The 12,161-nt window shown below is 51.4% G+C and carries 9 protein-coding genes; 4 read left to right on the top strand and 5 right to left on the bottom strand.

Annotated features, from left to right (window positions below):
- Positions 1 to 109: 109 nt before the first annotated feature.
- Complete coding sequence (locus ACSSVF_RS05515; RefSeq protein WP_492405957.1) at positions 110 to 1,252, top strand: HPP family protein; 1,143 nt, start codon at positions 110 to 112, stop codon at positions 1,250 to 1,252.
- A 9-nt stretch (positions 1,253 to 1,261) separates the two neighbouring features.
- Here the strand turns inward: ACSSVF_RS05515 and ACSSVF_RS05510 are convergent, their stop codons facing one another.
- Positions 1,262 to 1,717: a DUF2721 domain-containing protein gene (locus ACSSVF_RS05510; protein ID WP_492405956.1), complete on the bottom strand. Its 456-nt coding sequence runs from the start codon at positions 1,715 to 1,717 to the stop codon at positions 1,262 to 1,264.
- A gap of 352 nt (positions 1,718 to 2,069) precedes the next feature.
- Between ACSSVF_RS05510 and ACSSVF_RS05505 the strand changes: the two genes are divergently transcribed.
- Together ACSSVF_RS05505 and ACSSVF_RS05500 are read left to right on the top strand one after the other, a co-directional pair.
- Positions 2,070 to 4,655 (top strand): chemotaxis protein CheW, encoded by a 2,586-nt coding sequence (locus tag ACSSVF_RS05505; RefSeq protein ID WP_492405955.1) that lies wholly within the window; start codon positions 2,070 to 2,072, stop codon positions 4,653 to 4,655.
- On the top strand, positions 4,655 to 6,817 hold the full coding sequence (locus ACSSVF_RS05500; protein WP_492405954.1) for a sensor domain-containing protein: 2,163 nt from the start codon (positions 4,655 to 4,657) through the stop codon (positions 6,815 to 6,817). The genes ACSSVF_RS05505 and ACSSVF_RS05500 overlap by 1 nt, the downstream gene beginning before the upstream one ends.
- 1,142 nt (positions 6,818 to 7,959) lie before the next feature.
- Here the strand turns inward: ACSSVF_RS05500 and sbmA are convergent.
- Positions 7,960 to 9,186 carry a peptide antibiotic transporter SbmA gene (gene sbmA, locus ACSSVF_RS05495; RefSeq protein WP_492405953.1) on the bottom strand — a complete coding sequence of 409 codons (1,227 nt, stop codon included), beginning with the start codon at positions 9,184 to 9,186 and terminating at the stop codon, positions 7,960 to 7,962.
- A gap of 134 nt (positions 9,187 to 9,320) precedes the next feature.
- A complete protein-coding gene (locus ACSSVF_RS05490) occupies positions 9,321 to 9,620 on the bottom strand; it encodes a hypothetical protein (RefSeq protein WP_492405952.1) in 300 nt (99 codons plus the stop codon).
- A 257-nt stretch (positions 9,621 to 9,877) separates the two neighbouring features.
- Here ACSSVF_RS05490 and ACSSVF_RS05485 point away from each other — a divergent pair, with 257 nt between their 5' ends.
- Positions 9,878 to 10,906 carry a trypsin-like peptidase domain-containing protein gene (locus tag ACSSVF_RS05485; RefSeq protein ID WP_492405951.1) on the top strand — a complete coding sequence of 343 codons (1,029 nt, stop codon included), beginning with the start codon at positions 9,878 to 9,880 and terminating at the stop codon, positions 10,904 to 10,906.
- Between the two features lie 21 nt (positions 10,907 to 10,927).
- On the opposite strand, the gene ACSSVF_RS05480 is transcribed toward ACSSVF_RS05485, so the two are convergent.
- A complete protein-coding gene (locus tag ACSSVF_RS05480) occupies positions 10,928 to 11,569 on the bottom strand; it encodes a DUF1109 domain-containing protein (RefSeq protein WP_492405950.1) in 642 nt (213 codons plus the stop codon).
- Positions 11,566 to 12,108, bottom strand: a complete 543-nt coding sequence (locus ACSSVF_RS05475) for a sigma-70 family RNA polymerase sigma factor (protein ID WP_492405949.1) — start codon at positions 12,106 to 12,108, stop codon at positions 11,566 to 11,568. The genes ACSSVF_RS05480 and ACSSVF_RS05475 overlap by 4 nt, the downstream gene beginning before the upstream one ends.
- Between the last annotated feature and the right edge of the window lie 53 nt (positions 12,109 to 12,161).

Genomic DNA, 12,161 nt, shown 5'->3' with positions numbered 1-12,161 from the left:
TCTTGATGTATCAACACTGGCGCTCTCAACCGCTGCCTTGCGGCTGTATCGGGCTGTGTGCGTGATACACTGCGAACTTTCATCGTGCACTCGCAGTTTGTATTTGCTTATGCCTGCTATTCCCGCGTTTTTGAAACCATACTGGCCACGTCCGGTGACTGGCTCCCTGCGTGACCATGCCCGCGCTGCATTTGGTGCCGGACTCGGCATTTTGGCTACTGGCCTGGTGGCACATGCTGCTATCCCTGGTGACTGGCTCAGCGCGATATTCCTGATCGCACCCATGGGCGCTTCGGCCGTGATTCTGTTCTGTTTACCATCCAGCCCGCTGGCGCAACCGTGGGCAATCCTGGCTGGCAACACTGTCGCTGCCCTCTGTGGTGTTTTCTTTGCGCACTTGCTGCCAGGGCAACTGGCTTATGCCGCGGCCCTGGCCATGCTGTCAGCGATTACCCTGATGTTCGCCCTGCGTTGCCTGCACCCGCCCAGCGGTGCAGTCGCGTTGACGGCAGTACTGGGTGGCGAAACCATCTATCAGCTGGGCTATACATTTATCTGGTGGCCGGTGCTGGCAAACAGTGTATTACTGGTCTTATCAGCCTGGCTGTACCATACCCTGACCGGTTACCGTTACCCGGCGGTGCAGATCGACAGCAAGCCGACCTCGCCCGAGCACATGAATTATCAATTCGGGTTCCGGCAGGAAGACTTGCAGGCGGCGTTAGGCCAGTTCCATGAAGTGCTGGATATCAGCCCGGATAGTTTGCAGGCGTTGCTGCAACAAACCGAGCTGATTGCCTATCACCGCAAACTGGAAGAAATCGAATGCAAACATGTCATGCGCCCGGTGACTGACACCTTGCAATTTGGCGATACGCTGGAAGATGCCTGGCAGGTGCTATTGCAGCAATCTGAACCGGCCATCCCGGTGGTAAACAAAGCCAACCTGGTCATAGGTTTGCTGAGCGTGGCAGATTTCATGCGACACGCCAAACCGGAAAAATTCAACCAGGTGGCCCCGGCGCTTAAAAAACTGATCCGCTGGTCAACCACTACCCACAGCAACAAACCGGAAGTGGTCGGCCAGATCATGGCGACGCCTGTCATTACCATCCTGCAAGACATGCATTTAATGCATACCATCCCGCTGATGACCAGCCATCATCTGCAACTGGTGCCAGTGGTGGACCAGCACAACAAGCTGGTGGGCATACTGACCCAGACTGATATTATCCGTGCGCTGTATCGCTGACCTGTTCCGTTAGGGTTTCTTCAGTTTTTCCAGTTGCTGATACGGCACAATCACCTCGCGTGAGGCCAGCACGATCTCGCGCAGAAAACATAACAAAGCCAGTATCAGGGATGCCATTGAGATAATAAAAGAGATCATCACCAGGTGCGGCAAGCGCAAGCCGGTTTCGACTGAAAGAAACATACTGGCGATCGAGACACAAATACACAGGGCGGCAAAAGTCGCCAGGCCGATGGCCCGGCGCAGCCAATTTGTCCTTCGCACAATAATCTTTAATTCATCCATAAAACGTTCACGTTTTTCTTCCGGCGCATCCGTCAAAAAACGTGCCCTGTCTATCGAGCGGCCCAGGCGGCCGATCAGTACGCCGAGAATGGAGCCTATGCCGGTGAGCAAAAACACCGGCGCTACCGCATCGCGAATGGCGCCCGAAACGTTGTGAATCTCAAATGCGCTGCCTATCATAAATACCAGGCTGCCTTTCTCATTGGTGATTGGTTACTTCTCCTGCAAGCAGTTCTTGTGCCCAGGCAAAAAGATTAAATCTCACAGCTTGTTTTCTATTTTTACTTCAATATTTTTTGCACCAATACAGGGAATCACCGCCCCATGAGTGTGCAAATCGCATGGATAGACCGTCATTTAGCGTGTATTCCAGCCCCGATTAGGTTTCAATCAAGTTGAAAACGTGCGTTTGCAGGCCTCAAAGCAGAAGGAAACAGCCTTTTTTGCCTGTTATTCAACAAATTACACCTGGGCTTTAGGACTCGTTCTTGCTGTACAAGGGTTGGATATTCGACGTTTTTGAAAGTGTTTCATGCTCAAGCAACCCCTTACCGATGAACTTGCCAGCCACTTTAAACAAGTGAATGACTTTCGTTCCCGCATCTATCAACTACAAAATTCCTGGGACAGCCTGGCGCTCATGGCCCAACTATCGGGCACAGGTTCCGAAATGGAGCACACGCGTGGTGCGTTTAATACCATTTCCAATGACGTGCTGCAGCATCTGTCGCAGGAGACATTACGCAAAACGGCGGCGCAATTATCTTCCAAGGCATTGGCAACGATTAACCTGCTGGTGCGCAACCTGTTTGAGCGCACCGCCGATATCGGTTTTTTTGCCACCGATGATGATGTGCGCGATTATCTTGCGCAATATATGCAAGGCACCATGACCGACCAACAACACGAAGACCTGTGTTCGCGTTTTGAGGAGTACCAGAAAAAATATACGGTGTACGAGAACATCGTACTGTTTGATAGCCAGGGCCAGCTACTGCATCAACTGGACCCCAGCCAAACCATGCTGGATCATTTCCACCCTATCGTGGCGCTGGCACAACAATCATCAGAAGCATATATAGAGCGTTTCTACGAAACAGAAGTCAATGGCCGTACCTATAAATCACTGGTCTATGCGCATGAAGTGCGTAGCGAAGATGGCCGTAAACCGTTAGGTGTATTGTGTCTGTGCTTTAAGTTTGTGAATGAGCTGGATACGATCTTCCACAACCTGATTGCCGAAAATGACTGGACCGTGGGCATATTGCTCGATGAGCAACGCAATGTGATTGCTTCCAGCGATACCTACCAGATCCCACTGGGCGCCAAACTGTGTACTGCGCCAGATCAGGACTGGTTCATCTGTCGTTTTGCCGGTCGGGAATATTTATGCGTAACCAAGCATTCTGAAGGCTACCAGGGTTACCTCGGGCCAGGCTGGCTGGGTCAGGCCATGATTCCGCTGCAATATGCGTTTCATCACACCATGCACGCGATGGTGGCCCAAATTGATGGCGAGACCCTGCGTAAGGTCATGCGCAGCCCAATGATCTTCTCGGATACCCTGCTGAATATCCCCAAGCAGGCGGCCAGCATCCAGAGCAAGTTAAACCAGTCGGTGTGGAACGGCAATATCTGGCAAAGCAATTATGTGGATACCCAGCAAAAGAACTTCTCCAAAACACTGTTGTGCGAGATCAGTAATACCGGCCACAAAACACAGCAGATCATTGAACAGATGGTGTCTGAGCTGTACCAGACCGTGGTGACGGTGATGCTGGAAAACTCCAGTTTTTGCGCACAAATGGCAGTGGATATCCTGGACCGCAACCTGTATGAACGCGCCAATGACGTTCGCTGGTGGGCGCTTACTCACAGTTTCAGGGAGCTATTGAGCCAAAGCCAGGTGAGCAAAGAAGACAAGCGCAAGATCAGCGACGTATTACGTTACATCAACGGCCTGTATACCGTGTATGACAACCTGATCGTGTTTGACCGCCAGGGTGAAGTGATGGCGGTGTCTAACCACCGTTACGAACACCTGGTCGGCACCACTTTGCAGGATGATTGGGTAGGCCGCACACGCAGCTGTCTGTCGACCCAGGATTACGTAGTCTCACCATTTGAAAAAACGCCGTTGTATGGCGACCAATGCACTTATATTTACGCAGCACCTATCCGCCACCTCGAGAGCAACGGTATTGTTGGCGGTATCGCCATTGTGTTTGATAGCGCGCCGCAGTTCCAGGCCATGCTGCAAGATGTGGTGCCGCGTGATGGCGATGATGCGCCGGTTGCCGGTAGCTTTACCGTGTTTGTGGATGACCAGCTCAGCGTGATTTCCAGCACCCACCAGGAAATCGCCATTGGTGAAAGTTTCGAACTGATCCCGGCCATCTGCAAGTTGAAAGAAGGCGAGCAACTGTTTGATATTGCCGTTTACCACAACACCTATTACGCCGTCGGCGCGCATGCCTCTTACGGTTACCGCGAATACAAAGGCGCGCAAGACAGCTACCGCAATAAAGTGTTTGCCCTGATCTTTACCCCACTGGGCAAAGTGGATGAGATTAATCAACGCATCCGTGCCGAAGCGCAGGTCATCCACAATAAATTCAACCCTAACCTGTTTTTGCAATATGGCAAAGATACCCAGGAATACGCGACCTTCTACGTGGCGGATACCTGGATGGGCATAGAAACGCAATATGTGCGTGAAGCGATCGATGAAGTGCAGTTACGCACCCTGCCAGAGCCGGCGCCGTTTATCGCCGGCATGCATGCCTATCAGAATGAAGTGATTCCTATCATAGACCTGGCGCGCATGCTGGGCCACGCACATTACTCTACCGATTACCGTCAGATCATTGTGATTGAAGATAAAACCACCTCACTCAAATTTGGCGTGTTTGTCTCGGCACTGGGTGAAATCCCTTACCTGACTCCAGGCCAAATCCAGCCGATGACGTCATTGTTCAGGGGCGTCAGCCATAACCCGGGCATCGCCATTGCCAATATTGCGCAGCACAGCATGCTGACACTGGTCACCGCGCAAAGCATGTGGAACAAGGCACTGACCGTGCGCACACTCAGGCAGGAAGAACAGGTACTTGTCTGATGAACAGCCAAACCATACTCGGCATCATGCAAAACGACATCATGGACTCCCTACTCACCGCGCAACAGCAACGACTGATGGATACCCTGCTGGATAACCTGGATGGCATGATCTATCGCTGCCTGTATGACGACAGCTGGACCATGATCTATGTCAGCAAAGGCTGCGAGATGCTGACCGGCTATACCCCGCAAGCGCTGCTGCTGAATAAAGAAGTCTCTTATGAAAACATCACCCACGCCGATGACCGCGACAGGGTGCGCGCCACCATTGCCGAAGCGCTGGAGAAGCGTGAGCGCTTTCAGCTGGAATACCGGATTGTGCGCGCCAATGGCGATATCTTCTGGGTGGCAGAACGCGGCAGCGGCGTGTTTGATGATGATGGCCAGCCTGTCGCACTGGAAGGCATTATCCAGGATGTCAGCGACCATAAACGCATTGAGCAGGCGCTGTTCAGCACCGAGCAAAAATATCGTTCCATGTTTGATAACTCGACCCTGGGCATGTTCCAGACCACGGAATCCGGCACTTACCTCAATGCCAACCAGGCGTTGGCCGACTTATACGGTTATGCCTCTGCCGCGGACCTCATCAGCGACCTGAACAATATCAGCACCCAGCTGTATGTCGCCGAAAGCCGTCGTGGCGAATTTACGCAGGCTATCAGCACCTATGGCCGGGTACAAAACTTTGAGTCCGAGGTCTACCAGCACAATGGGGAAACCATCTGGATCTCAGAAAACGCGCATGCGGTATACGACACGCAAGGCCATATCCTCTATTACGAAGGCACGGTAGAAGACATCACTGACCGCCGTAATCATGAGCAGCAAATCCACCAGCTGGCCGTGACCGACAAACTGACCGGCTTACTGAACCGCCATGCCTTTAGCGGCAAACTGGCCAGCCTGATTGCCGAAGCCGACAAAATGCAGCGCAAGATCGCGATTGCATTTATCGACCTGGACCATTTCAAGCTGATCAACGACACGCTGGGCCACAGGGCAGGCGATAAAATGCTGGAAAATGTCGCCCAGCGGCTGATCCAAAGCACACGCCCTACCGACGCCATCGTGCGTTTTGGCGGCGATGAATTCGTCATGCTTTACCCCGGCTTGCGTGACGGCGAAGATGCCGAACCCCTATTGGCGCGCGTGATGGAAGCCATCTCGTTACCGATAGAGATTGGCGACTATGTGTTCAACATGACTTGCAGCGTCGGCGTGAGCATATACCCGGACCATGCCAAAGAGATAGACGCCCTGCTCAGTTGTGCAGATTCGGCACTGTATAGCGCCAAAAATGCCGGCAAAAACAAAGTACAAATGTTTAGCGGCACCTTGGCGCAACAACTGGGTGAACGCAATGAAATCGAATACGGCCTGGGTCATGCGCTACAGCGGCAAGAGCTGATGCTGTACTACCAGCCACAAATGAATATGCAGCATGGCAATATCAGCGCACTAGAAGCACTGATCCGCTGGCAACATCCTGAAAAGGGCCTGATTCCACCGGACGAATTTATCCCGGTGGCAGAAGAAACCGGGCATATTTTTGCCATCGGCGAATGGGTGCTGCAAACCGCCTGCCAGAAAATAAAATCCATGCAGACCGAATGGGGTTACCTGGTGCCTATAGCGGTCAATGTATCGCCCATCCAGTTTTTACGCGGCAACCTGGTAGAAACCGTGCAGAGGGTATTGCGGCAAGAGCGCGTACCACCACACTTACTGACGCTTGAAGTCACCGAAAACGCCAGATTCAAAGACGAAGCCATGTTCACACGCACGCTGGAACAGCTCAAGCGGCTGGGCGTATGTATCGCGATTGATGATTTCGGTATCGGGTATTCAAACATGGCCTACCTGAAAAACTACCCGATTGATGAACTCAAAATCGACAAAGCCTTTGTGCAAGACCTGGAGCAAAGCGTCACCAACGGCAACATTTTACTTGCACTGATCAACCTGGGTAAAAGCTTGCATAAATCGGTGACGGCAGAAGGCATAGAAACCGAATACCAGCATCGGTTCCTGCTACATAGTGGTTGCGATGTCGGGCAAGGCTATTATTACAGCCGACCGTTGTCGGAAGAGGCATTGGCGGAGTTTATGCGAGAGCAACAGCCGAAATTTGATCATATGCAGAGAGTGGCCAGGTAAGACTGGCCATTATTGTGTGATTGCTATGCTATAGCATAATTGACTAACCACCTGCTGTGCGCCTGTGAGATGGTCGGCTTATATATAAATAGTTAGAGTTGCCACTACTCGTCATTGAGGGGATGGCCAGAATCCAAGCAAGGTGAATGCTTAGGTTGGTGGCAATAAAAAACAACTGTCTTACTTGCTTGAGGTTTTAATCGGTATTTCTTTCGATGGTTAAGCTTTCTTTTTCGCTACTCTTTGGTATTGGGCCCTTTCTTTTCGCCCCTAGGCGACCCTCTTTCTTATGCTTGTCCATAAGAAAGAAGGCAAAGAACAAGACACCCTAGCTTCCGCTTGCTCCCTGCGTTGCTCGCCAAAATAAGCGGTCACGAAACTCAACCTGGTAGCTCACACAAACCGTGAGCTACTGCGGGATTCGAACAGTCGCTCCCTTCTCCCTTATTTTGACTGCGCTACTCGGCGCGTCAGATAGGGGCCCGGTTAAAACCACCACGATGAAATGTTAGTTAAACGTATTGTATTCAGGGCGCTAAGTGACTCTGTAAGAATTTAAAGCAAATGACCAACAAACTATTTTGTTGGTCATTTTGTCTTTTTGCTTTGTCTATTTCAGTGTGTCGGCGGGATGCAATCTGATGAATTTCAGTATAAGTAACCGCGTGGTGATTTTAAACGGGCCCCTATCTGACGCGCCGAGTAGCGCAGTCAGCGTGGGAGTTGTCGGCCAGCGCCTGTTTGAGCTCCGCGGTGGCTTGCGTAGTATGCAAGCCGCTAGGGCGAGTTCCGTTGGACGCCCACGGTGACGAGCAACGCAGGGAACAAGCGGAAGCTAGGGTGCCCTTTCTTTTAGTGACTTATTCTTTGGGCAAGCAAAGAAAAGTCACTCGCCTAGGGGCGAAAAGCAACGGTGCAATAAAGCAGCAAAGTCTAATACTCAACCACCCAAAGAAATACCTATTACAGCCATCAACAAAGGCGACACTTGCTTTTTGTTGCAACAAAGCTATGCATGAACTCTGCCTGGATTCTCCCTTGCAGGGCGCACTGGCTTCTGCATAAGCCAGTCGTTCCGCAGGCAAAGAGCATGCTCTTTGAAACACCTGCTACACCCTACGCCAGAATGACGGGCGGTTACATTACGAACTCGTATGCTCGATTTCCGGCAATGCCTCATGCTTGATCGCCGCTTCAAACGCCGTTAACCGTTTATACACCGACAACAACTCAACAATCGTCGTCCACGAATTCACCAGGTACTGGAACGAATTGCTGACTTGCGAAAACGCCGTCAGAATCTGTTGCAAAATACCAAACGTGATTTTGCCAGCTGCAATAGTAGGCACCAGAATCAGGTACGCAAAAATATTATCTGCCTGTAAATATAAACTGCGTGCCACGTTGAAATACAAATAGTGGAAATACAAACGGAAGTAGTTCTTTCGCACATCCAGGAACAGCGATTTTAACGTCTCAGGCTGCGCCCGCTCGGCATTGTCCTCGCCATAGACCAGTTCCTTACGGTAAGCCGCCTCAACACGTTGGTTCCTGAATTCCAGATTCGGTAATTTAATCCCCACCGCCGCCAGCAACAAGGTGCCAAACACTGACCAGGCAATCGCCGCAGTAAACAGCGGTGCTGGCACCGCGCCAAACACTGGCAGCTCGCTGACATAAGCAGACAGGCTCCACAACACCGGCAGGAAAGCCACCAGCGTCATGATGGCTTCTACCATGGATACGCCCAGGCCTTCCATAATGGTAGCAAAACGCATGGTGTCTTCCTGCACCCGTTGCGAGGCACCTTCAATGCGGCGTACTTGCGGCCATTGGCTGGTGTAAAAGTCGTTCATCGCAGTACGCCAGCGGAAAATATAGTGGCTGACAAAGAAACGCGTGATGACATAGATAAAAATGGCGACGAAGGCGATTTCAGCAAACTGCAGCATCAATGTATAGAGCTCTGCCGTGGTCACTTTGGAGTTAGGCGAAAGCGCCGCCTGTACACCATCAAAAAACGGCCGCCGCCAGTTATTGATGGCAACCGATACCTGCACTGAGTAATAAGTAGAAAACAGGATAAACGCAGAACCGACTATCGACCACCATTGCCAGCGGCTGGGTTTCAGGGTGAACCAGAGCGCAGCGAAGATAGCGACACTGAGCGCGTAATACACATAAAATAACTTGAAGGAATCAGTGACAAAATGGCCAAGCCCGATCACGGGCTCTTTTTCACTCATATCCAAGCCAAATGCTGTGCCTATGACGGTGGAAAACTCAAACCACACACCGCAGCAGATCACAGACCATACAATGACCGAAGGCCAGAACCAGCGGGAGTCAGGGAAAAAGGACTTGAACATAGACTTTTCTTTAGAATGTTTTGTGCCAGTGTATTGCCTCCATCAAAGACCTGCAAGAAAAAAGCCTCACAAGGAGGCTTTTGGAGGATCAATGATGTTCAATCTAGTCAGTCATTTTTATATTTGATCACCAACTAGCTTTTATAACCACGGAAGCAGCAGTCGACAGGCGCGGACCTGCTGTGAATAAACTGGGTATGCGGCGTTCTCGCTTTATGTTGCGAGTTGTGCATGCGTTTTTTTGCCACAGCATGCTCTAGCACTGGTTCCTGGCTGGCTTCTTTACTGGCAGACACCTGCATCACCGGGCCAGGTTGACTGGCTTGCTTATCAACCACCTTTTGCGGTTTTTCCTGCAATTCTGCGGGAGCGTGCTGTTCAAAGGTCATCATAATCACTGCCAGTACATTGGCAAAAATCATTTTTGGAACCATGTAGGATTTTGCATTGTGCATCGTGAACCACTCAACTTGATTATTTAATTTGAAATGGTAGAGGGGCAGGCCTGTAGGAATAAGAAGGATATCGCCTATTTGCTTGTCAGAATTTCCTTACCCGGACGGAAAAATACCTAGTGTGCTCTATCGCACACCTGAGCATCAGTATCTGTGGCATGCTGAAAACGTTTTTTTATTTATATGGTCATACTTCCACTTTAACTGGCTGCATTTAACGACAAGCGGGGATTCGCATGAAATCAATCGTGGCGTTTTTGGGTTTTGCTCTGGGTTTCACTACGCATGTGCTTACCGCACAGGCGCAGCCGGATATGGTAGATACTCTAGAACTGGGACACTCGATTGTGATGGTCACCACTGACTTGCCGGGGGGTTCCAATGGGCGCGGCTCTGGTGTGGTGATCAGCCCTGAATATGTTGCTACCAATTGCCATGTGATTGCCAACAGTAACGGCGCCAATATCGCCAAATTCCGCGATGGTTACCAGCCAACCGGTCTCAAGGCTAACTGGCGGCGCGATCTGTGCCTGCTTAAATTTACACCGTTGCCGTTTAAACCTGTCGCCATGCGCGAAAGCAAAACGCTGCAATATGAAGAAGAGGTATTTACCCTGAGCTTCCCTGCAGGCTCGCCGGTGCCGCAAACGTCTTATGGCACCATCAAAGGCATTTACGCTTACGATGGTGGCCGGATTGTGCGTTCGAGCGCGACCTTTGCCATGGGCTCCAGCGGCGGCGCCCTGTTTGACCAGAACTTCAATTTGATTGGCCTGACGACTTTTAAAAGCCCTGGGCACCATGCGTTCTTCTACAGCTTGCCGGTTGAGTGGATCAAGGAATTGATGGATAGCCCGGAGGTGGTTTCATTAAAAACCCAGGAAGTGCCATTTTGGGCTTTACCCATAGAGGAGAGGCCATACTTTATGCAGGTAGTGATCCCTTACCAGAATGAGGAATGGGCCACTCTGAAAACCATCGCCAGCGCGTGGACCAGCAAAGAGCCCGAATCGGCAGATGCCTGGTATTTTTTAGGTCTGGCGGAAGAAGGCTTGCTGCAACTGCCGCAGGCGGAAAAAGATTTCAAGCGGGCTTACACCATTAACCCGCGTGACCTGGATGCCATGCTGGCCTTATCGCGCATCGCGCTGGTGCAAAACAACCTGGGTGCGCTGGAGTCGCTACAGCCTGCCGTCTCGGCACTGGATAAAGCCCAGGGGGATTTGATTGCACAGCAGATTACCAAGCTCAAGCAGAGTAATTAATGGCAAGCGAATCCCGCGACATCACCAGCGCAAGCTACGGTGCCCGACATAGGCCATGATGGCAGTCGGCACCAGCATCCCCAGCACATACCAGACCGCGAGAAACGGCGCCGCCATTTCAGGGCAATGCAGGGCGTAGATACTGGCACCGGTGCTCCCTGCCAGCCATCCCGCCATCGCTCCGGTCAAGACCGGTTGTGTAGGCGCCAGGTTTCGTAAAGCCAGCCATGTCAAAGCGCCAACGGGCACTGCCAGGAACGTGATATTCATGATGCAGACGCGCCAGGTCTTACCCCACAGCATGCCATCCTGCTGGTTTGCATCTGCACCTGCCCAGGTCGAAATAGCCCATAGCCATAACGCCAGAACCGGTAAGCACAACACCCAATAGCCCACTTTGGGAAACTTGCCCGGGTGCGACAAGGTGATGACAAACCCCAGTGCCATCAGGGCGCTGGCAAGCGGTACACCCAGTTTCATCCAGAAAGCAAAGCTGCTACTCACTGCACCCAGATCGGGCCGGATGCCATAGATAGTGATCAACAATATCAAAGAGATGACAGCGCCCGCCAGCAATGCCTGGCCTATGCTTTTTGCATTGGCATGTTGCGCGACAGGTTCAACCCCGGTCGAGAGCATCTTGATTAATTCATCGGTTTTCATGCTTGTTCCTTCCACATATGGGCCAGCGCTTTCATGCCTCTGTGCACACTCACTTTGATAGCAGAGATGGACATGCCGGTTAAGGCGGCAGCCTCTGCCACAGACAGCCCTTCCAGCTTGGTATGCTGTATAGATAAACGCTGATTCGCTGGTAATGACGCCAGCATCACGTCCAGATCTTTCTTAGAGGCACTGGCCTCCTCATCGCTCACAGCCGACCATTCCGCTTCGTCATCGAAGGGGTCATTCAACGCCTCATGGTGTGAACGTCTACGCAAACAGTCGATCATTTTGTAGCGTGCAATCGCATATAGCCATGGCGTGAATGGTTCATCACGTCGGTAAGTATGGCGTTTGGTGTGAATCGCCAATAAGGTCTCTTGCAACAAATCCTCAATTTCATCGGCTGCATTCGTCAGGCGTCGCCTTAAATAGGCCCTGATCAACGAACTGGCACCTTGCAACACGCGCTGATAAGCCTCGGCATCGCCATCCAGGGCACACAACATCAACGCACGCAGTTCTTCCTCACTCATCATTGATCTATTCGCTTATGAAGATATAAAGGTTACAGAAACTTAAAAAAATATTT

Source organism: Methylophilus sp. E2MeOHC9 (genome assembly GCF_058744375.1).
This window is presented reverse-complemented; position numbering and strand designations above follow the sequence as displayed.

What these genes read in the sequence shown, in the direction of transcription:
- ACSSVF_RS05515 (WP_492405957.1), top strand. Translation starts at nt 110, where the DNA reads ATGCCTGCTATTCCCGCGTTTTTGAAACCATACTGGCCACGTCCGGTG.
- ACSSVF_RS05510 (WP_492405956.1), bottom strand. Translation starts at nt 1,717, where the DNA reads ATGATAGGCAGCGCATTTGAGATTCACAACGTTTCGGGCGCCATTCGC.
- ACSSVF_RS05505 (WP_492405955.1), top strand. Translation starts at nt 2,070, where the DNA reads ATGCTCAAGCAACCCCTTACCGATGAACTTGCCAGCCACTTTAAACAA.
- ACSSVF_RS05500 (WP_492405954.1), top strand. Translation starts at nt 4,655, where the DNA reads ATGAACAGCCAAACCATACTCGGCATCATGCAAAACGACATCATGGAC.
- sbmA (WP_492405953.1), bottom strand. Translation starts at nt 9,186, where the DNA reads ATGTTCAAGTCCTTTTTCCCTGACTCCCGCTGGTTCTGGCCTTCGGTC.
- ACSSVF_RS05490 (WP_492405952.1), bottom strand. Translation starts at nt 9,620, where the DNA reads ATGGTTCCAAAAATGATTTTTGCCAATGTACTGGCAGTGATTATGATG.
- ACSSVF_RS05485 (WP_492405951.1), top strand. Translation starts at nt 9,878, where the DNA reads ATGAAATCAATCGTGGCGTTTTTGGGTTTTGCTCTGGGTTTCACTACG.
- ACSSVF_RS05480 (WP_492405950.1), bottom strand. Translation starts at nt 11,569, where the DNA reads ATGAAAACCGATGAATTAATCAAGATGCTCTCGACCGGGGTTGAACCT.
- ACSSVF_RS05475 (WP_492405949.1), bottom strand. Translation starts at nt 12,108, where the DNA reads ATGATGAGTGAGGAAGAACTGCGTGCGTTGATGTTGTGTGCCCTGGAT.